A 23,346-nucleotide genomic window follows, 5' to 3' on the forward strand; every position below is an offset into this window, starting at 1 on the left:
TCAGCTGCCTTGCGCAGCCTTGGCGGCTTGCAGCTGCCGCGCCTGCTCGGCCAGGCGGGCCTTTTCCTCGGGGCTCATCGCGTCCATGCGCAGGCGTACCTGGGCCATTTTTTCCAACTGGCCCGGGGTGCTTTCCACCGCCCGCAACGCCATTGCAAGCGATGCCACGGTCGGATGATCGAAGACCAGCCCCGGATGAACTTCGCACTGCAGCAACTTGCGAATCCCGGCCACCAGCTTGATCACCAGCAACGAATGGCCACCGACGGCAAAGAAATCGCGATCAACGCCCAGCCGCTCGAGCCCGAGCAACTGCGCCATGCGCGAGGCCAGCAATTGCTCGAGTGCATCGCGCGGCGCGACACCTTCGTCATCCGCCGCCCTGCCCGCCAGCTGCTGCAATGCCTTGCGGTCGATCTTGCCGTTGGCCAACCGTGGGAAACGGTCGATCAATTGCAGATGCTGCGGCACCATCACGCCGGGCAGACGAGCGCTCAGTTCGGCGCGTGCAGCGTCCAGCAACCCCGCCGACAGGCCCTGATGCGCGACGACAAAGGCCAGCAATCCCTGCTCGGCGGACGCGGCCGGCAGCACCAGCGCTTCGGCCACCGGCGCAAGGCGCAGCAGCTCGGCTTCGATCTCCGCCAGTTCAATGCGGAAGCCACGCACCTTGACCTGCTGATCGCGCCGACCGTGCAACTGAATGCCGCCGTCCACGCGATAGCGCGCCAGGTCGCCGCTGCGATACAGACGCTGCGCCGGATCAAACGGGCTCTGAATGAACGTCTGCTCATCAGCTTCGGCATTCAGGTAGCCACGGCACAACTGCGCACCGCCCAGGAACAGCTCGCCCAGCACACCGACCGGCGCCAGACGCAACTGCGCGTCCAGCACGTAAACCTGGTTGTTGCCCAGCACCTGCGTCAGCGCCGAACAGTCGCCGGCAGTACCGTGCAGATCCAGCGGATGAACCATGACCCCGACCGTCGCTTCGGTAGGACCGTAGTGGTTGAACACGCGGCAGTCACTGCGCAACCGCGCAATGCGCTCGATCAGCGTCTTGGCAATCGGCTCGCCGCCGAGCACCAGCGTGCGCGGCAAGGTTGCCCGCTCGCTGTCGAGCAGCGCGGCGAGGTGCGACGGCACGATCTTCAGGCAGTCGATCTGCTGCTGTTGCAGGTACTCGGCGAACAGCGCGCCGTCCTGCATCTGCTCATCGCTGGCAACGTGCAGCGTGGCCCCGTTGAACAACGCACCGAACAACGCGGTGTTGCCCAGGTCCGCCGCCACCGTCGAACTGAAACCGACGTTGCGGCACTGTTCCAGCCCCAGGGCCTGACTGGCCTGAGCCGTGTAGTTCAGCAATTGCCGATGCTCGATCACCACGCCTTTCGGCACACCGGTGGAGCCGGAGGTAAACAGTACATACGCGATGTCGTGGCCTTGGGTGGCGAGCGCCGGCAATTCTGCACTCGACTGGCTGACATCTGCCAGGGTCAACGCCTTGTGCGGCTGCCCCTGCCAGGCCGGCAGATGCGCGGCGTCGGTCAGCAACAGTGCGGCGCCAGCCTGTTCCAGCATCAAGGCCTGACGTGCCTGCGGCCATTGCACATCCAGCGGCAGATAGGCCGCACCGATGCGCCAGCTCGCCAGCATGACGATCACCAGATCCGCCGAGCGCGGCAGCGCCAGCGCGACAATCGAACCTTCACCCAGCCCCTGCACCTTGAGACCTTGCGCGACGCTGTCCACGCGGACTTGCAACTGGCCGTAGCTCAATGACTGCCCGGCATCGGTCAGGGCGATGGCATCCGGGGTGCGCAGCATCAGATCGGCGATGCGCTGCGGCAGAAAACGGCTGTCGGCCAATGGCTGCGCTGACGGATTGATGGCCAGCAAACGCTGCTCTTCGGCATGACCGAGCAGGTTGAGCTGCGTCAGCGGGGTGTGCGGTGCGGCGAGGATCGAATCCAGCAGAACGCCGAACTGCTCCAGCACCACGTTCGCGGCTGCCGGCGAATAACGCGAGCTCGCGTACCGCAGTTCCACCGCCGCCGGTTGCTGTGCGTCGTCCAGTTGCACCTGCAACAAGCATTCAAAGGCATCGGGCTGCACCGGCAAGGCATCCGACATCGTCCAGCGCAAACCGCCGCTGTTGCCGCTGCGACCGGCCTGGCCAAGCGTAAAGCCGTAGGCCGGGCGCGCCGCGTCGGGAGCCAGATCCGGGGTCCAGTATTCCTGCCAGGTGCGGTGTTCTTCGAGGCCTGCGGCCAGTTCCACCAGCCAGTCGCTGAAGGCTGCGCCGGCCGGCAACGACACCGACAGCGGCAAGGTTTTCTCGAAAACACCCACGGCGCTGGCGAAGTATTCATAGTCGCTGCGGCTGTCGTGGCGTACACCGACCAGCACCTGCTCAAGCCCACTCAAGCGGCCCAGCAACACCCACCAGGCACCTTGCAACAGCGTGGCGACAGGCTGGCCGAGCTGCTCGGCCAGGGCCTGCAAACCTGCGCGTTGCGCCGGTTGCAGCACCAGTGACAGGCGCGAGTCGGCGCCGGCCGTCGTCTGGCTGACGCTGCGGGCGGCCAGCCAGGGCGTGGCGATGTCGACCTGAGCACCTTGCAGCTGTTGCTGCCAATAAGCCCGCGCCGTGGTCGCGTCTTCGTCGAGCACCACTTCGCTGCGCCATTCCAGGTATTGGCTGAACTCGCCCGGCGCCTCATCTTCGGCAGACTCGGCACCGGCGTAGGCTTGCTGCACCTGCTCCAGCAGCAGATTCAGCGATTGCGCATCGGCGCTGTGGCGAGCGATACCGATCAGGCACTGCCATTGCTGCGGCGCCAGTCGATAAAGCATCGCCTGGACACCCGCCGATTCGCCGACCACAAAAGCGCGGCCCATCGATTCGTCGATCTGAGCCTGAACGTCCTCGGCACCCTGCTCGGTTGCCTGAATCGTCAGCGGAAAACGGGCGGCCGGGATCGCGCTCTGGCGCAAGCCATGGAAACCGGCGACCTTGTTCAATTGCGCCAGCAACATAGGCTGTTGCGCCAGCAGCGTATCGAAAGCGGCCTGCAAGCGTTGCGGATCGAGGTCGCCCTCCAGGGTCACGCTCAACCAGCGCAAGGCCTCACCGCAGGTCGCCGTGTTCGACAGTTGCTCCAGCAGCGCCTGTTGCTCGGGCGTCAGGGCGAATCCGCTTTCCTGCGTGTCCATCATGACTTCGTTCATGCTCCGGTTTCCTCGGTGTTCACTGCGCCCGGGGCGGTTTGCCCGGCGGCCGGCGCACGTTCAAGACTGCTGTGGTCGTACATGTCGCCCATCGCCACGACAATCTTGCGCGGCCCCTCGAACGGATCGCGGGCGTGGGCCACCAGCATGTTGTCGAGCAGGATCGCGTCGCCTTTCTGCCAGTCGAAACGCACGGCGCACTCTTCGTACAGATCGCCGATGCGCTGCATCACTTCGTCTTCGATCGGGGTACCGTCGCCGTAGTACACGTGACGCGGCATGCGCTCGGGCCCGAACATCGACAACAGGTCCTCACGCACATCCGGCTCCAGCCAGTAGATGTGGTGCAACTGCACCTGATTGAAGAACGACTTGGCGCCCGTGATCGGGTGACGAATGATCGCCGGCCCCGGTGTGCGGGTTTGCAGTTCGTTGTTCTCCAGCCAGCGCCACTCGATACCGCCGGCCCGGCAACGGGCTTCGACTTCGGCGCGGTCCTCGGTTTTGAAGAAGTGCTGCCACGACACATCGAGGTTGTCGGTGAACGTACGCACGTACAGCAGGCCCTTGGACTCGAACTTGTCACGCAGGTCGGCCGGCAGTTTTTCGTACATCAACCGGCAATCCACCACCGGCGTCGCACCGCCAACCGGCGCGGCCACCTCGCAATAGAACATCTGCTTGCGCGGCCAGCGGTCCTGGTGGGAGCTCTCGTTGTGGAACAGGATCATCTTGCGTTCCGGGTACGGCGTTGAGCGGTAGGTGTTCTTGCCGCCCTCCTTCTTCGGCAGGTCGCCGTACTGGCCGTACAGGCCCGGTTGAATCGCTTCGGCGAACGCCTCGAAACCCTGAATGCCATCGAGTTCGAAACCACGGAACAGGATGCCGGCGTGGGTGGCGAGTTTTTCTTCGATCAGCGGCCGGTTGTTCTTGATCCATTCGATCAAGTCCAGTTGCGGCTCGTTCGGCTCCACCAGCAGCGGGAACGGCTGGGGTGCGGCGATCAGCGATTCGCGTACCGGGGCCGGGCGAACCTTGGCCACCGGCGCTGCGCCGCGCTTGAGGAACTTGCCCAGTTTGTCGGCCTTGGGTCCGGGCGCAGCGGGTTTGGCGGCCACTGCGAAATTGTCGACTGGCATGCTGATAGCTCCCAATTGAATGTCCTGATCAGCGACGATCTGTTCCAACAGGGCTATCCAGGCCTTCACCAGGTACTGAATGCGCTCGTGTCCGAACAAGGTTGTGGCGAATTGCCAATTACCCATCAATTGCCCTTCTTCTTCGTCAACGAACAATGCCATGTCGAATTTAGAATGGGTCTGCAACGCCGCCAGCGGTTCAACGCTCAAGCCACCCATCGATTGCGTGCGCCCCGGCAGGTTGTTCATCACGAACAACACCTGCACCAGCGGGTTCATGCCCTTGTGACGCGGCACGCCGCAGCTTTCGACGATCATGTCCAGCGGCAGGTCCTGATGCTCCAGCGCACCGAGCAGGTTGTCCTGCGTGCGGGCGAGGAAGTTCGAAAACGCGCTGTCCGCCTCGAAGCGCGAACGCAGCGGCAACACGTTGACGAAGAAGCCGATCAGACGCTCCAGCGCCGGCTGCTCACGCCCGGCAACGTCCGCGCCGACCAGCACATCGTCACCGCCGCTGAACTGATGCAACAGCACCTGGAACGACGCCAGCAGCGTGCTGTACAGCGTCACCCCGGCGTCGGTGGCCACCTTGCGCAAGCCCTGGCTCAGATCCGCCGGCAGGCGGAACTGCACGGCATCGCCGTCGTACGACGCCACCGCCCCGCGCGGCTTGTCCAGTGGCAGGTTCAGCTGCCCGCTGTAACCGTCGAGCCGGTCTTTCCAGTAAGCCGCCTGCTGACCGAGAACGCCTGCGCGCTCCAGTTCCTGTTGCCACAGGGCGAAGTCGGAGTACTGCACGTCCAGCGCCGGCAACGGCGTGTGGTCGCCCGCCTTGCTCAGCTCGTAGATTTGCACCAGCTCGTTGACCAGCACGCCCATCGACCAGCCGTCGGAGATGATGTGGTGCATCGAGAACAGCAGCACATGCTCGGTCGGCGAGAGGTGCAGGATGCGCCCGCGCCACAGCGGCGCCTGCTCCAGGTCGATCGGCGTGTGCGCATTGTCCAGCACCGCCTGCGCCACCTGCTCTTCCTGGGCACTGCGCGACAGACCGGACAGATCGAGCACCGGAAAATCGACGTCGACCTGCTCGGCGATCAAGGCGATCGGATCACCTTCATCGTCCTGGGAATACGCGGTACGCAGCACCTCATGACGGCGCACCACATCGGCGAAGCTGCTGATGAACCGCTCGGTAGACAGCTCGCCGCGCAAGCGCAAAGCCAGCGGCATGCCGTACGCCGAACTGCCGCCGGACAACTGCTCGGCGACCCACAAGCGGCGCTGCACCAGCGACAACGGTGCCGTCGACTTGGCGCCAAAGGCCTTGAGCGGCAAGGCCTGGCTGCCAGCGTCGGTAGCCGTCGGCGCCTGAGCCTGACTCATCCACGCCGCCAGATCCTTGAGGCGCGGATGGTTGAACAGATCCCGCAGACCCAGCGTGCCGGTGGTCAACTGGCGCAAACGCGACACCGCCTGCGTGGCCAGCAACGAATGCCCGCCCAGCTCGAAGAAGTGGTCTTCGCGGCTTACCTGATCGAGCTCCAGCACGTTCTGCCAGATCGCTGCGATCTGCTGTTCCAGCTCACCGATCGGTGCCACAAAGTCTCCGGCCGAAACCACACTCTCGACACTCGGCAAGGCCTTGCGATCGATCTTGCCGTTCGGCGTCAGCGGCAGGCTGGCGAGGAACAACAGGTGCGCCGGGATCATATAGTCCGGCAGGTTCGCCTTGAGCTGCGTCTTCAAGTCTTCGCGCAGTAACGTTTGCGCGGCGGCATCGGCGTTCGCCACGGCCGCATCGTCCATCACCACGTACGCCACCAGTTGATGGCTGGAGGCGATCGGTTGCGCCACCACCAATGCCTGGCTGACACGCTCGATCTGTAACAGACGGGCCTCGATTTCACCCAGCTCGATACGGAAACCGCGCACCTTCACCTGATGGTCGATACGCCCGACGTACTGCAAGGTGCCGTCGGCCTGATAACGGGTCAGGTCGCCGGTGCGGTACATGCGCTCGCCATGGCCGGCGAACGGGTTGGGCACGAACTTCTCGGCGGTCATCGCCGCCCGGCCCAGATAGCCTCGGCTGAGACCGGCACCGGCCAGGTAAAGCTCGGCCGACACGCCCAGTGGCGCCGGTTGCAGATCGCCGCCCAGCACGTAACTCGCGGTGCGCGCCATCGCCCGGCCAATGTTGGCCGTGCCACCCGCCTCACGACGGGTCCAGGTGGAATAAACGGTGTCTTCCGACGGGCCATACAGGTCGATGACGTCTTCGATACTCGCCTGTTTGTAAAGCAGGTCCACCAGATTCTGCTTCAGCGCTTCGCCGCACAGGTTGATGAGCCGCACACCCGCCGGAATGTCGCCGGCGTCCTGCAAGGCATTGATCGCCGACGGCACGGTATTGATCAGGCGCACCTGATCGCGGGCCGGCAACTGCGGCAGCTCAAGGGCGTTGCGGGCGATGATCAGCGAGCCGCCGTTGGCCAGGGTGACAAACAGCTCCCAAACCGACAGGTCGAAGCACACCGAGGTCGAAGCCAGTACGCCTTGAATGTCATCGCGGCTGTAGGTGTTTTTCGACCAGTCGCTCAGCGCCATCACGTTGCTGTGGGTGATCGAAACGCCCTTCGGCTTGCCGGTAGAACCGGAGGTGTAGATCACGTAAGCGAGATTGTCCGCGCACACGTCCGTGACCGGCGCAATTGCGCTGTTGGTCGACAGGTCGAGTTGATCCAGAAGCAACACTTGCGTATCGCCACCGACCGTCAGAATCGCGGCCACCTCGGTTTCAGTCAGCAGCACCCGGGCGCGGCTGTCTTCGAGCATGTAAGCGACGCGATCCGCCGGGTAATCAGGGTCCAGCGGCACGTAGGTGCCGCCGGCCTTGAGCACCGCCAGCAGCGCCACCAACAGTTGATCGGAACGCTGCATGGCCACGCCGACCCGCACTTCCGGGCCGACCCCGCAGTCGATCAAACGGTGAGCCAGGCGATTGGCCCGGGTGTCGATGTCGGCATAAGTAAATGACTGATGACCGAAGGTCACGGCCCGCGCGTCCGGCTGGGCAGCCACCTGACGCTCGATGGCCTGGTGGATGCACAGCGCCTCGAGGGGGTTGGCCTCGACCGGATTCCAGTCATGCACGATCCGTTGCTCGTCCGCCGCTTCCAGCAGGTTCCATTCGCCCAGGCAGCCTTCGACGCTGAGGTCGAGGCGCGTCAGCAGCTGTTGCAGCTGCGCGGCCAGTTTGACCACGGTCTCGGCGGCAAAGCTTGTGCGCTGATAGCTGAAATGCACGGTCAGTTGCTGGTCGAGGTTGACCATCAACGTCAGCGGATAGTTGGTCTGCTCATAGCGGTCGACCTCGCCGAAACGCAGGTCATCCGATGCGGCCTGTTGCAAGGCTTCGGCAATCGGGTAGTTCTCGAATACCAGAATGTTGTCGAACAACGCCTCCCCGCTCTGCCCGGCCCAGCGCTGAATGTCGAACAGCGGCGTGTGTTCCTGCTCGCGCAGCAACAGGTTCTGCGCCTGCACCTGTTGCAGCCATTGCGACAACGGTTGTTCGGCACGGGGGCTGGCGATGATCGGCAAGGTGTTGATGAACAGGCCGATCTGACCTTCGACGCCGCTCAACTGCGCCGGACGACCCGAGACCGTGGCGCCGAACGCGACCGTGGCCTGCCCGGTGTAGCGCTGCAACAGCAACAGCCACGCGGCCTGCACCAGGGTGTTGACCGTGACCTTTTGCACGCGGGCAAAACGGTTGAGTTCAGCGGTCGCGCGACTGTCGAGCGTGAGCAGGTGCTCGCCCTGGCCTGCCACCGAGCTGTCCGCGCTGTGCGGCACCGCATCGGCCAGATAGGTCGGCATGTCGAAATCGGCCAGTTGGCCCTTCCAGAAGTGCTCCGTGACCTGCGCGTCCTGCTGCGCCAGCCACTGGATGTAATCGCGATAGCGCCCGGCCCCGCTCACCGGCGCCTGGCCGTGGTAGCGCTGCAGGACTTCGCCGAGCAACTGCGAGTTGCTCCAGCCGTCCATCAGAATGTGGTGCGAGGTGTAAATCAGATGGAAGCGCTCGGCTGCCACCCGCACCACCACCAACCGCAGCAACGGGGCCGCGTGCAGGTCAAAACCCTGCTGACGCTGCGCACGTTCCAGCTCGCTCAGGGCCTGTTCCAGGTCGCTGCGCTCACGCCAGTCGAGCACGCTGAACGGCACCTGCAACCCCTTGTGCACCACTTGCAGCGCATGGGGCAGATCACCTTCCCAGACGAAACCGCTGCGCAGCACGTCATGGCTGTCCATCGCCGCTTGCCAGGCCTCGCGGAAACGCTCGACCTGCAAACCGTCCACGGCCACGCACATCTGGTTGATGTAATCGCCCGACTGCTGCGCGTAGAGGGTGTGGAACAACATGCCCTGCTGCATCGGCGACAGTGGATAAATGTCTTCGACCAGACGCGGCGCAGTCGGCAAACCGTCGAGCTGAGCCTGAGTCAGACCCGCCAGCGGGAAGTCCGACGGGGTCAGGCCTTCCACGCCCGGCGTCAGGCAGTGAGCGATCAGCGCGGCGAGCTCATCGGCGTAGTCGCGGGCCAGCGCTTCAATGGTGGCGCTGTCGAAGCGTTCTTCGCTGAAGGTCCAGCCGACGCTCAACTCACCGCCATACACCTGACCATTGAGGGTCAGCCAGTTGCCCAGCGGCGCGTCCGGGCTTTGCTCCAGACCAGCGTTGTCCGGGGCCGGCGCGAACAGCGCGCCGTCATCGGCTTCGAAACTGCCGTCGAACTGACCGAGGTAGTTGAAGGTGATGCGCGGGGTCGGCAACGCCTTCAGGCTGCTTTGCGCGTCGGCATCACCGAGGTGACGCAGCGCGCCGAAACCGATGCCCTTGTTCGGGATCGAGCGCAGCTGTTCCTTGATCCGCTTGATCGAATCGCCCGCGCCTTCGGCCGGGGTCAGACGCACCGGGAACAGGCTGGTGAACCAGCCCACAGTGCGGGTCAGGTCGACGCCGTCGAACAGCTCTTCGCGACCATGACCTTCCAGTTGAATCAGCGTCGACGGCTGCCCGCTCCAGCGCCCGATTACCCGGGCCAGCGCGGTCAGCAGCAGGTCGTTGACCTGGGTGCGATAGGCCGCCGGGGCTTCCTGCAGCAGTTGCCGGGTCAGCTCCGCGCTGAGGCGAGTCTGCACGGTTTGCGCCAGACGGTTCTGCTGGCCGGCGTCGAGACGCTTGCACGGCAGATCGGTGCTGACGTCGCTCAGGCACGCCTGCCAGTACGCCAACTCTTCCTGCAACGCCGGGCTGTTGGCGTAGCGTTGCAAGTGTTCGCTCCAGTCCTTGAAGGCACTGGTCTTGGCCGGCAGGCTCAGGGCCTGACCGTTGATGGCTTGCTGATACGCGGTTTGCAGGTCTTCCAGCAGAATCCGCCACGACACGCCGTCCACCGCCAGGTGATGAATCACCAGCAACAGGCGTTGGCTGCCATCGGCCAGATTCGCCAGCACCGCACGCAGCAACGGGCCGTTCTGCAGGTCGAGGCTGCGCTGGGCGCGGTTGCCCAAGGCTTCAAGATCCGCGATGTCGGCAATGGTTTCCTGCCAAAGCAGGTCTTGCGACAAGGCGTCGACCGCCAGATGTTCGGCCTGCCAGACGTTGCCCTGCTGGCTGAAACTCAGGCGCAAGGCATCGTGATGGATGACCAGCGCGCGCAACGCTTGCTCGACCTTTTCGGCCACCAGCGGCTGACGCGGTTTGAGCAGCACCGACTGGTTCCAGTGATGACGCTCGGGGATTTCGTCTTCGAAGAACTGCTGCTGGATCGGCAGCAGCAATGCCTCGCCGGTGACCGGTTGTTGATCGATGGTCGACTCGCTGTCACCGATCTGCGCGACCAGCGCCAGACGCTGCACGGTCTGGTGCTGGAACAGGTCTTTGGGGTTCAGACGGATGCCGGCCTGACGGGCGCGGCTGACCACTTGAATCGAGATGATCGAATCGCCGCCCAGCTCGAAGAAGTTGTCGTTCAGACCGACTTGCGGCAGCTTCAGCACGTCCTGCCAGATCTCGGCCAGACGCTGTTCCAGTTCGCTTTGCGGTGCCTGATAAGCCTGCTGCGCCTGACTCGCATCCGGCGACGGCAACGCACTGCGGTTGAGTTTGCCATTGGCGGTCAGCGGCAATTGTTCGAGCAACAGCAAGTGCGCCGGGATCATGTGATCCGGCAGGTTTTCCTTGAGCGCGGCCCGCACGCTGTCACGCCACTGGCCCTGTTCGGCAGCGTCGGCATCGAGCAATGCAGCCTCGCTCGGCACCAGGTACGCCACCAGTTGCTGACCACTGAGGCCAGGTTGCGCCAACACCACGGCCTGACGCACGGCGGACTGTTCGAGCAACTGCGCTTCGATCTCGCCGAGTTCGATGCGGAAGCCGCGAATCTTCACTTGATGGTCGATCCGGCCGATGTATTCGATCACGCCGTCGGCGCGATAGCGCGCCAGGTCACCGGTGCGGTACAGACGCCCGCCATCGGCGGCAAACGGATCGGGAATGAAGCGCAGCGTGGTCAGGTCCGGACGGTTCAGATAACCCCGGGCCAGACCGGCGCGACCGACGTACAGCTCGCCGATACAACCCTTGGCCACCGGATTCAGGTTGCCGTCGAGCAAGTACCAGGACAAGTCCGGAATCGGCTCGCCGATCGGGCTGCTGGCGTCGCGTTGCAGATCGGCCAGTGAGATCGGCCGGTAGGTCACGTGGACCGTGGTTTCGGTGATGCCGTACATGTTGATCAGTTGCGGGGCCTGATCGCCGAAGCGCTCGAACCATGGGCGCAGGCTCTTGACCTCCAGCGCCTCGCCGCCGAACACCACGTAACGCAGGGCCGGTTGCGCCGCCGCGTGTTCCGGGGCGCACGCCACTTGCATCAGTTGCTTGAACGCCGACGGCGTCTGGTTGAGGACGGTGATCCCTTCACGGCACAGCAGGCCGTAGAAATCTTCCGGCGACCGGCTGGTCTCGTACGGCACGACCACCAGTTTGCCGCCGTACAGCAGCGCTCCGAAGATCTCCCAGACCGAGAAGTCGAACGCGTAGGAATGGAACAGGCTCCAGACATCCTGCGGGCCGAAATCGAACCAGGCATCGGTGGCCTTGAACAGGCGCAGCACGTTGTGATGGGCGAGCAAGGTGCCTTTTGGCTGGCCGGTTGAACCGGAGGTGTAAATCACGTAAGCCAGGTTGTCCGGGCTCATGCACACCTGCGGGTTGGCGTCGCTGTAACCTTCGAGGCCGTCGCGCTCCTGATCGAGCATCACGCTGCGCACCGAATCCGGCACCGGCAGACGGCCGAGCAGATGACTCTGGGTCAGCAGCAGGCCGATACCGCTGTCGCCGATCATGTAGGCCAGACGATCTTCCGGATACGTCGGGTCGAGCGGCACATAGGCGCCGCCGGCCTTGAGAATCGCCAGCAGGCCGACGAGCATTTCCAGGCTGCGCTCCACCGCCAGACCGACACGTACGTCCGGCCCGACACCGCTGGCAATCAGCTTGTGGGCCAACTGGTTGGCGCGGCTGTTGAGCTCAAAGTAGCTCAGGCTCTGTTCGCCGTAGGTCACAGCCACCGCTTGCGGCGCACGCGCGGCCTGCGCTTCGATCAATTGATGCAGGCACGCCTCGCTCGGGAAATCGGCCACAGCCGGGTTCCATTGCAACAGCGTGGCCTCACGTTCGGCCGCCTCGTGCAACGGCAGCTCGGCGATGCGCTGGGCGCAATCGGCGACGATACCGTGCAGCAGATTCGTCCAGTGTTGCGCCAGACGTTCCATGGTCACCGCGTCGAACAGGTCGGTGGCGTAGGTCAGTTCGGCCCAGACGTTGTCCGCCGATTCGAACGTGTCGAGGGTCAGGTCGAACTGCGCGGTGTGCGACACCCAGCTCAGGCCTTCGATCTCGATCTTCGACAGACGCGTCGCGCCTTCGGCCTGACGGGCCTGGCTCTGGTGGTTGTGCAGCACCTGGAACAGTGGGCTGTGGCTCAGGCTGCGTTCCGGTTGCAGCGCATCGACCAGTTGCTCGAACGGCAGGTCTTGATGGGCCTGAGCACCGAGCACGGTGTTTTTCACTTGCTGCAACAGGCTGCGGAACGTCTGCTGGCTGTCGAACTCGGCCTTCAGCACTTGAGTGTTGACGAAGAAGCCGATCAGGCCTTCGGTCTCGACCCGGTTGCGGTTGGCCACCGGCACGCCGACACGAATGTCGGCCTGACCGCTGTAGCGGTGCAGCAGGGTCTGGAACGACGCCAGCAGCAGCGCGAACAGGGTGACGTTTTCCCGCTGTGCGACCTGCTTGAGGCCGGCGGCCAGTTCGGCGCTCAGCGGGATGTCCTGACGCGCGCCCCGGTAGCTTTGCTCCGGCGGACGCGGACGGTCGGTCGGCAGCTCCAGCAACGGCTGGTCGCCGTCGCCCAGTTGCGCAGTCCAGTAACTCAGTTGACGCTCGCGCTCACCGGCATCCATCCACTGGCGCTGCCACACGGCGTAGTCGGCGTACTGCACCGGCAATGCCGGCAACGGCGCGGTCTTGCCTTCGCTGTGCGCGGCATACAACGCCACCAGCTCGTTGACCATGATGCCCATCGACCAGCCGTCGGAGACGATGTGGTGCAAGGTGATGATCAGCGCGTGGTCATCGGCCGCCAGACGCAGCAGTTTGACCCGCAGCAGCGGGCCTTTCTGCAAATCGAACAGGTGCAGGGTTTCGGCAGCGACCAGGGCTTGCAGCGCGGAGTCATCCAGCTGGCTGTCGATGCTTTCGACGGCGATGTCCAGCGATGCTTGAGCCTGGATCACTTGCAGGGTCTGGCCCTGCTCCTCGACAAAGCAGGTGCGCAGGGATTCGTGGCGGGCGATCAGCGCATCAAAGCTGCGCTGCAACGCCGGCAGGTCCAGTTCACCGCGCAGGCGCAGTGCGGCCGGCACGTGGTAAGCGGTGCTGGTCGGCTCCAGTTGCCAGAGGAACCACTGACGTTCCTGAGCGTAAGACAGCGTCAGCGGTTGCAGACGCGGCAACGCAACAATCGGCGGCTCTTGATGTGCCTGCTCGACGCCGAGGGCGGCGACGAAATCCACCAGCGTGCTGTGTTCGAACAGGGTGCGCAGCGGCACCTGAACATTGAGCGCCTGACGCACTCGCGAGACGACCTGGGTCACCAGCAACGAATGGCCGCCGAGTTCGAAGAAGTTGTCGCCCAGCCCCACCTGCTCCAGTTTCAGCACCGCTTGCCAGATTTCGGCGACGGTGTGCTGGGTGGCGGTCTGCGGTGCGATATAGGTCGATTGCAGTTGGCTGGCGTCGGGCGCCGGCAAGGCCTTTCGGTCGACTTTGCCATTGGGGGTCAGCGGCAGTTGCGCAAGGAACAGCAAGTGCGCCGGCACCATGTACTCCGGCAATTCAGCCTTGAGGCTGGCCTTGAGCGCTGCGCGCAACGCGGCTTCACCATCGGCATCCAGCGCTTCGCCGGACGCCGGCACCACGAAGCCCACCAGTTGCGGGCCGGTCGGGCCGTCCTGGGCGACGACAACGGTTTCGCGCACGCTGTCGAGCGCCAGCAAGCGCGCTTCGATTTCGCCCAGCTCGATGCGGAAACCACGGATTTTCACCTGATGGTCGATCCGCCCGATGTATTCGATCACGCCTTCGGCGCGGTAACGGGTCAGGTCGCCGGTGCGATACAGACGCTCGCCGGTGGTCGAGAACGGATCCGGCACAAAGCGTTCGGCGGTCAGTGCAGGCCGCTGGAAGTAACCCCGCGCCAGACCATCGCCACCGATCAGCAGCTCGCCCGGCGCGCCGAGCGGATTGAGTTCCAGATCGCTGCCGAGGATGTACAACGCCGTGTTATCGATCGGTTTGCCGAGGAATGGACGGCTGTTGTCCACGCTCAGCGGATGCAGCGCCGACCAGATCGTGGTTTCGGTCGGGCCGTAAAGGTTCCAGACTTTCGGCGAGCGCGCCAGCATGCGTTGCGCCAGTTCCTGAGTCAGCGCTTCACCGCCACACAGGAAGGTGCGGCCGTCGAGAATCGCGGCGTGTTCGTTGTCCAGCAGCATGCGCCAGGTCGAAGGTGTGGCTTGCAGCATGGTCACGCCGTGGCGGTCGATCAGTTCGAGCACCGCTTGCGGGTCCTGATGCACGTCCTTGCCGGTCAACACCACAGCGGCGCCGGCCAGCAACGGGCCGTAGATTTCCAGGCCGAAAATATCGAACGAGAAGGTGGTCAGCGACAGCATGCGATCCGCCGCAGCGATGCCCGGTTGCTCGACCATGCTCGCGACGAAGTTGCTCAGGGCTGCGTGACGGACCATCACGCCTTTAGGCTTGCCGGTCGAGCCGGAGGTGTAAATCGTGTAGGCCAGATGCTCGCCGTTCACGGCCACGTCAGGCGCGGTGGTCGGGTACGCCGCCAGCCAGTCCTGCGGCTGATCCAGCAGCACCGTGGCAAGGCCGGACGGAATCGGCAACAGCGTCTGCAAGTGCGCTTGAGTCAGCAGCAACGCGATGCCGCTGTCCTCGATCATGTAGGCCAGACGATCTTCCGGATACGCCGGGTCCAGCGGCACATAAGCGCCGCCGGCCTTGAGGATCGCCAGCAAGCCGACAATCATTTCGACGCTGCGCTCGACGGCGATGCCGACCAATCGATCCGGGCCGACGCCCAGCTCGATCAGCTTGTGCGCGAGCTGGTTGGCGCGCGCATTCAACTGGCCGTAAGTCAGCACGTTCTCGCCGATGATCAACGCGGTGGCGTCAGGCGTTTTCTCGGCCTGCAAGGCGATGCGTTGCTGCATGCACGGCGCCGGCGCTGCGTGATCGACCACGCGTTTCCAGTCCTGCAACAGCACTTGATGTTCGGTGGTTTCCAGCAGCGGTAGTTCGCCGACACGCTGGCTCGGCGCGGCAACGATGCCGTGCAGCAGGTTCAGCCAGTGGCGTGCCAGACGCTCGATGGTTTCGGGCTTGAACAGGTCGGTGGCGTAAGTCAGTTCCGCCGCCACGCCTTCGCTGGATTCGTAGGTGCCGAGGGTCAGGTCGAACTGCGCAGTGCGGCCTTCCCAGACGATGTCCTCGACGCTCAGTTGCGGCAGTTGCACCTGGCTCTGACGCTGGGTCTGGTCGTTGACCGCCTGGTGGTTGTACATCACCTGGAACACCGGGCTGTGGCTCAGGCTGCGTTCCGGTTGCAGGGCTTCGATCAGTTGCTCGAACGGCAGATCCTGATGGGCCTGGGCGGCCATCGCCGATTGCTTGACCTGGGCCAGCAATTGATTGAACGGCAGTTGCCCGTGGACGTCCGCGCTCAGCACCTGGGTGTTGACGAAGAAGCCGATCAGGCCTTCGGTTTCCACCCGGTTACGGTTGGCGGTCGGCACACCGACGCGGATCTGTGACTGGCCGCTGTAGCGGTGCAGCAAAGCCTGGAACGATGCCAGCAGCACCATGAACAGGCTCGCGCCCTCGCGCTGGGCCAGTTGCTTGAGGGCATCGCCCAGTGCGGTCGGCAGGTTCAGATCGAGGCGCGCGCCACGGAAGCTTTGCACCGCCGGGCGCGGATGATCGATCGGCAACTCCAGCACCGGCTGTTCGCCGCCGAGGGTGTCGATCCAGTACTTCAGCTGCCGCTCACGCTCGCCGGCCTCCAGCCAGTGGCGCTGCCAGATCGCGTAGTCGGCGTATTGCACGTCCAGCGGCGGCAGGCTCAGGGACTGACCGCTGGTGTCGGCGGCGTAATGCTTGATCAGCTCGCCGACCAGCACTTGCATCGACCAGCCATCGGAGATGATGTGGTGCTGGATCAGCGCCAGCACGTGGTCGTCTTCGCCGACCTTGAGCAACGACACCCGCAGCAACGGGCCCTGTTGCAGATTGAACGGACGCGCGGTTTCCTGTTCGACGAAAGCCTTGATCGCAGCGTCGGCGTCCAGACCGGACGCCAGCGTCTCGACCGTGATGCTCAACGGCATCTGCGCGTGAACCTTCTGGCAGAAGGTTTCACCCTGCTCGACGAACGTGGTGCGCAGGCTTTCGTGGCGGGCGACCACGGCGTTGAAACTGCGCTCCAGCGCCGCGACATCCAGCCGGCCCTTCAACCGCAGGGCGCTGGGAATGTGGTACGCGGTGCTGTGCGGGTCCATCTGCCACAGGAACAACTGGCGTTCCTGGGCGTAGGACAGCGGGATCGCCTCGAAGCTTGAGCGAGTTTCCGGAATCGGCAGGTTGGCCGGCGAGACGCCCTCTTCGAGCATCTTTTCCAGGTAGAGCTTACGTTTGTCCAGCGGCAGAGTGATAAAGCGCTTGGCAATCCTCAAAGCAACACTCGTGTCCATCAGAACTCCTCCATATCGTCAAGCAGGGCTTCCAGCTTGTTCAGTTTCTGTTCGTTGATTGCCCCGCCTCCTGTATGGAGGTGAGCGACAAAGTCGCTCAGGACGGGGTGCTGGAATAGCAGTTGCGGCGTCAGCGTCAGGCCCAGTTCCAGGGCGATGCGCGACACGACATTGACCGCCAGCAGCGAGTGCCCGCCGAGTTCGAAGAAGTGATCGTTCAGACCGATGCGTTCCACGGTGAGCACTTGCTGCCAGATTGCCGCGACCTGTTGCTCGAGCTCCGATTGCGGCGCGACATACGCGGCCTGCATCTGGCTGGCATCCACCGCCGGCAGCGCCTTGCGGTCGAGCTTGCCGTTGGGGGTCAGGGGCAACTGCTCAAGGAACAGCAGGTGCGCGGGAATCATGTAGTCAGGTAACGAAGACTTGAGGCCAGTCTTTAGTCCGTCGCGCAGTTGGCGCTGCGCTTCACCGTCGTACACGTCCAGTTGTGGAGCGACCACGTAGGCCACCAGTTGCGCGCCGCCCTCGGCCTCGACAGCCAGCACGGCCGCCTCGCTGATGCCCGGTTGCGCCAGCAGTCGCGCTTCGATTTCGCCGAGTTCGATACGGAAACCACGGATTTTCACCTGATGGTCGATCCGGCCCATGTACTCCAACTCGCCGTCCTCGCGCTGACGAATCAAGTCGCCGGTGCGGTAGAGACGCTCGCCGTTGCGGGCGAACGGATTGGGCACGAACTTCTCGGCGGTCATCGCCGCTTTGCCCAGGTAACCGCGAGTGACACCGGCACCGGACAGGTACAACTCGGCCGACACGCCGTGCGGCACCGCTTGCAGATCGGCATCGAGCAAGTGACTGCCGGAGTGATCCAGCGCCCGACCAATACGCGCCTGACCACCGGCGGTGCGGCGGGTCCAGGTCGAGTAAGTGGTGTCTTCCGACGGGCCGTACAGGTCGTAGACATGCTCGACCGTCGACTGCTGATAAAGCGCGTCCACCAGCCCTTGCTTGAGCGGCTCGCCCGCCAGGTTGATGATCCGCACACCCGGCGGAATCTGCCCGGCGCGCTGCAACGCGTTGATCGCCGACGGCACGGTGTTGATCAGGCGCACCTGATCGCGGGCCGGTAGTTGCGGCAGTTCCAGCGCGTTGCGGGCGATGATCAGCGAACCGCCGTTGGCCAGGGTCACAAACAGCTCCCACACCGACAGGTCGAAGCACACCGAGGTCGAGGCCAGCACGCCTTGAATGTCTTCGCGGCGGTAGACCTTCGCCGACCAGTCGATCAACGCCATGACGTTGCGATGGGCAATCGCCACGCCTTTCGGCTTGCCGGTGGAACCGGAGGTGTAGATCACGTAGGCGAGGTTGTCCGGGGTCACGGCGGTTTGCGGTGCCTGAACCGGATAGGCATCCAGCGCGATCTGATCCAGCAACAACACTTGAGTCTCGGACGGCACGGTCAACGTGACAGCCAGTTCCTGCTCAGTCAGCAACACTCGCGCACGGCTGTCTTCGAGCATGTAGGCCACGCGATCGGCCGGGTAATCCGGGTCCAGCGGCACGTAGGCGCCACCGGCCTTGAGCACCGCCAGCAGCGCAATCAGCAACTGCTCGGAACGCGGCAACGCCACGCCTACCCGCACTTCCGGGCCGACGCCGAGTTCGATCAACTTGTGCGCCAGACGGTTGGCCCGGGCATCCAGTTCGGCGTAGGTCAGCTTCGTATCGGCGAAGGTCACGGCCCGTGCATCCGGAGTTGTCGCCACTTGACGGGCGATGCTCTGGTGGACGCACAGTTCGGTGACGAAATCGGTGTGAACCGGCGCCGTCTCGATCAGGTGCAATTGGCTGAGCGAACGCTCACCCGCCTCGGTCATCTGCTCAAGCAAGCGCTGCAAATGCGCGCCCAGTTGCGCCACACCGACGTCGGCAAAACGGTCGCGCTGATAGCTGAAGTGCACCGACAGCTCGGCGCCCAGATGCACCAGCAACGTCAACGGATAGTTGGTCTGCTCGTGGTTCTCCACCGGACCGAATCGCAGGCCCTGCGGCGCGCCTTGCTCCAATGCCTCGGCAATCGGGTAGTTCTCGAACACCATCAGGCTGTCGAACAGCGCATCACCGCCCTGCCCGGCCCACCGCTGGATCTGCGCCAGCGGCGTGTGCTCGAACTCGCGCAGCGCCAGGTTCTGCGCCTGCACGCCTTGCAGCCAACTGGCCAGGCTCTGCTGCGCTTGTGGCGCGGCGATCACCGGCAAGGTGTTGATGAACAGACCGACCTGCTGCTCGGCCCCCGGCAGATCCGCCGGACGCCCGGCGACGGTGGCGCCGAACGCCACGCAATCCTTGCCGGTGTAGCGCTGCAACAGCAGCAGCCACGCGGCTTGCACCAGGGTGTTGACGGTGACTTTCGAGGCCCGGGCAAACTCGCCCAGACGCTGGGTCAGACCGGCATCGAGCACCTGGAAATGATCGCCGTAACCGACGCTCGGCAAACCGGCACTCGGCCGCGCGATGGCATCGGCCAGACGCGTCGGCTCTTGCAAATTGCCCAGCGCCGCCAGCCAGTAGGCTTCGGCGGTCGCGGCGTCCTGACGCTGCAGCCAGGCGATGTAATCGCGGTAACGCCCGGTCGGACGCGGCACTGCTTCGCCGCTGTAATGCTGCAACACTTCGCCGAGCAACTGCGCGCTGCTCCAGCCATCCATCAGGATGTGATGGTTGGTGTAGATCAGGTGATGACGGTTTTCAGCGATGCGTACCAGCACCAGCCGCAGCAACGGTGCGCGGGTCAGATCCAGGCCTTGGGCACGTTCTTCATCGGCAAGTTTTTTCAGCGCGGCATCGAGGTCGGGCTGGCCGTTCCAGTCGAGTACGCGGAACGGCACGTCGAGCTGACGCTGCACCACTTGCACCGGCTGCTCCAGATCGCCCTGCCAGACGAAACCGGTACGCAGGATGTCATGGGCATCCACCACCGCTTGCCACGCGGCGCGGAAACGCTGCGGGTCGACGCCATCGACGTCCAGACGCATCTGGTTGATGTAGTCGCCGTTGCCGTGTTCGAGCAAGGTGTGGAACAGCATGCCCTGCTGCATCGGCGACAGCGGGTAGATGTCGTCGATGGTCTGCGGTTGCGGCGCCAGCACGTCGAGCTGGGCCTGGGTCAGGTTGGCCAGCGGGAAGTCCGACGGGGTCACGCCACGGTTGGTGCAGTCGCAGCAATGGGCGATCAGCGCGGTCAGTTCTTGCAGGTAGTCGTCGGCCAGACGCTGAATGGTCGCCGGTTCGAACATCTCGCGGCTGTAGGTCCAGCTCAGGTCCAGCTCACCATTGAACACCTTGCCATCGAGGGCCAGCGGGCTGCCCAGCGGGCCCTGCAGGTTGACTTCTTCGCCGCCGGATTCGCTGGTCGGCACGAACAGCGCTGCGTCGCCGGCATCGAAACTGCCGTCGAACTGGCCCAAATAGTTGAAGGTCAGGCGCGGCGTCGGCAGCGCTTGCAGGGTGGCCCGGGCGTGGTCGTCGCCCAGGTGCGCCAGCGCACCAAAACCGATGCCTTTGTTCGGGATCGCCCGCAGCTGTTCCTTGATCTGTTTCAGCGAGGCGCCGAGGTCGGCGGTCGGGGTCAGTTTTGCCGGGAACAGGCTGGTGAACCAGCCCACGGTGCGGGTCAGGTCGACGTGATCGAACAGGTCTTCACGACCGTGCCCTTCCAGTTGCACCAGCACATTGTCGTCACCGGTCCAGCGCACCATCACCCGCGCCAGGGCGGTCAGCAGCAGATCGTTGACCTGGGTGCGGTAGGCCGCCGGGGCCTCTTGCAGCAGTTGGCGGGTCAGGGTCTTGTCCAGCGGCGTGCGGATCGCCAGTGCCTGGCAATGTTGCTGGCCACCCTGAGGGTTGTCGCACGGCAATGCGTTCGACGCACCTTGCAGTTGTTGCTGCCAGAAGTCCAGTTCGGCTTGCAATGGGGCGCTGCCGGCGTAGTCCTGCAACGCTTCGGTCCAGGCTTTCACGGCGCTGGTCTTGGCTGGCAGTTGCACCGCCGCCCCCGACTGGATCTGCCGATAAGCGCTTTGCAGGTCTTCGAACAGAATCCGCCACGACACGCCGTCCACCACCAGGTGATGGACCACCAGCAGCAGGCGCTGGCTGCCATCGGCCAGATTCGCCAGCACTGCACGGATCAGCGAACCGCCGCTCAGTTGCAGGCTGCGCTGGGCCTGATTGCCGAGCGCTTCGAGTGCCGCCAGATCAGCGACCTCGACTTGCCACAGCACGGTTTCGCCGGCCTGGGTTTCGACGTCGCGGTACTGCGCCGTCCAGCCCTGCGTTTGCTCGGCAAAGTCCAGGCGCAGGCTGTCGTGATGCACGACCAGCGCATTCAGTGCCTGCTCAAGCACAACAGCATCCAACGGCTGAGCCGTCTTGAGCATCACCGACTGGTTCCAGTGATGACGGTCGGGAATCGGCTGAGCGAAGAACCACTGATGAATCGGCAACAACGCGGTCTCACCGGTCACCGGTTGCTGATCGATCTGCTGCACCGGCTCGCCGGTCTGCACCACATTCGCCAACGCCTGAATGGTCTGGTGCTGGAACAGGTCTTTCGGGGTGAAGCGCAAACCGGCCTGACGGGCGCGGCTGACCACCTGGATCGAAATGATCGAATCGCCGCCCAGCTCGAAGAAGTTGTCGGTCAGGCCGACGCGTTCCAGCTTCAGCACGTCCTGCCAGATCGTCGCCAGTTGCTGCTCCAATGCGCTTTGCGGTGCCACGTAGGTTTGCTGCAACTGACTGACGTCAGGTTTGGGCAGGTTCTTGCGATCGAGCTTGCCGTTCGGCGTCAGCGGCATGCGCTCAAGGGTCAGCACGTAAGCCGGCACCATGTGCGCCGGCAAGCTGGCCTTGAGTTGCGCCCGCAATTGCTCGGCGAAATCCGCCTGTTGCGAATCACCGACCACGTACGCCACCAGCCGTTTGCTGCCGGCGCTTTCCTGGGCCACGACCACCGCTTCGCGCACGCCGTCGAGGGCTTGCAGGCTGGCTTCGATTTCACCCAGTTCGATGCGGAAACCACGGATCTTCACCTGGTTGTCGATGCGCTCCAGGTAGTCGAAAGTGCCGTCGGCACGCTGGCGCACCAGGTCGCCGGTGCGGTACAGCACGCCACCGGTTGTGCTGAACGGGTCCGCGACAAAGCGCTCGGCGGTCATCGCCGGACGATTCAGGTAACCACGGGCCACGCCGCTGCCACCCAGATACAGCTCGCCGGCCATGCCTTGCGGCAGCAGGTTCAGATCGGCGTCGAGCACGTAGGCGCTGCGGTCGCCGATGCGGCTGCCGATCGGCGCATAGGCGGCGCCGCACGGCACATCGCGACCGGCCTTCCAGATCAGCGGCGTGACTACCGTTTCGGTCGGGCCGTAGCCGTTGATGATGTATTCCGGATTCAGCGCACGTTTGACTCGCTCGAAACTCGCATTCGGTACCGCATCGCCGCCGAAGCAGTAGATGCGCACCTTCGGCGGATTGCCCACGCGTTCGGCGTGCTCGGCCAGTTGTTGCAGGTACACCGGCGGGAACGCGACCACGGTCACGCCGTGCTCGATCATCGCGTTGTAGGTCTGCTCCGGCGTCCACAGGCTGTCGTCGCGGATCAGCAGCGAGCCGCCGTGGGTCAAGCTGGTCAGCCAGCGTTCATGGGCGCCGTCGAAGGCGAACGACATGAAGTGGAATTCGCAATCGCTGTCGCGCATCTCATAGCGCTCACCGATGGCCAGGCAGTGCATCGCCAGTGGCCCGTGGGTGACACTGACGCCTTTCGGATTGCCGGTGGAGCCGGAGGTGTAAATCACGTAGGCCAGATTGTCCGGATCGATCGTCACCACCGGCGCCTGCGCCGAATGGCCGCTGAGGTCGAGTCGATCCAGTTCCAGCACGCTCATGGCGTCGTCGATCGGCAGTTGCGCCGACACGCGGGAATCGGTCAGCAGCAGCGCCAGCCCGGAATCCTGCATCAGGTACGCCAGACGCTCGCGCGGGTAGCTGGTGTCCAGCGGCACATAGGCGCCGCCGGACTTGAGCACCGCCAGCAAGGCAACGATCAGCCCTTCGCCGCGCGGCATCGCTACGCCGACCCGCACTTCGGCGCGCACGCCACGGGCCACCAGCTCATGGGCCAGACGGTTGGCCCGGGCATCGAGTTCGCCGTAGCTGTAATGCTTGCCATCGAAGATGACCGCCGTGCGATCCGGTTGCCGCGCGGCCAAGCGGGAATAACGCTGGTGCACGGCGATACCGGTCGGGTACGCCTGCGGATGGTTCTGCGCCTGTTGCCGCGCATGTTCGTCGGCCGTGGCCAAAGCGATTTCACCGAGACGACGCTCGGCGGATTCGGCGAACTGTTCCAGCAGATGCAGCAGTTGCGCGCTCAGGCGTTCGACGGTGGCGACACTGAAATGCGCCTGGTCGAAGCTCATGTGCAGAGCCAGGGTTTCGCCCAGCGTCACGCCGAGGGTCAGCGGATAGTGGGTCTGATCCTGGTTGGCGACTTCGCCGA

The 23,346-nt window shown here is 64.3% G+C and carries 3 protein-coding genes (1 of these 3 only partly in view); all 3 read right to left on the reverse strand.

The features are described 5' to 3' along the window. Tightly spaced (each overlapping or abutting the next), the 3 genes in view from CAF90_RS17950 to CAF90_RS17960 form a layout consistent with a single transcriptional unit that may run on beyond the window. A complete protein-coding gene (locus CAF90_RS17950; RefSeq protein ID WP_085607921.1) occupies positions 1–3,231 on the reverse strand; it encodes a non-ribosomal peptide synthetase in 3,231 nt (1,076 codons plus the stop codon). Beyond that, positions 3,228–16,775, reverse strand: a complete 13,548-nt coding sequence (locus tag CAF90_RS17955; protein WP_085607923.1) for a non-ribosomal peptide synthetase — start codon at positions 16,773–16,775, stop codon at positions 3,228–3,230. The genes CAF90_RS17950 and CAF90_RS17955 overlap by 4 nt, the downstream gene beginning before the upstream one ends. Further along, on the reverse strand, positions 16,775–23,346 hold the 3' portion of the coding sequence (locus tag CAF90_RS17960; RefSeq protein WP_085607925.1) for a non-ribosomal peptide synthetase. Its footprint extends 5,839 nt past the window's final position; the window shows 6,572 of its 12,411 coding nt (coding positions 5,840–12,411); the start codon falls outside the window, past its right edge; the stop codon is at positions 16,775–16,777. Before CAF90_RS17960 ends, CAF90_RS17955 begins: the two co-directional genes overlap by 1 nt.

Source organism: Pseudomonas sp. B37(2017) (assembly GCF_002112885.1).
GTDB lineage: Bacteria > Pseudomonadota > Gammaproteobacteria > Pseudomonadales > Pseudomonadaceae > Aquipseudomonas > Aquipseudomonas paraglycinae.

What these genes read in the sequence shown, in the direction of transcription:
- CAF90_RS17950 (WP_085607921.1), bottom strand. Translation starts at nt 3,231, where the DNA reads ATGAACGAAGTCATGATGGACACGCAGGAAAGCGGATTCGCCCTGACG.
- CAF90_RS17955 (WP_085607923.1), bottom strand. Translation starts at nt 16,775, where the DNA reads ATGGACACGAGTGTTGCTTTGAGGATTGCCAAGCGCTTTATCACTCTG.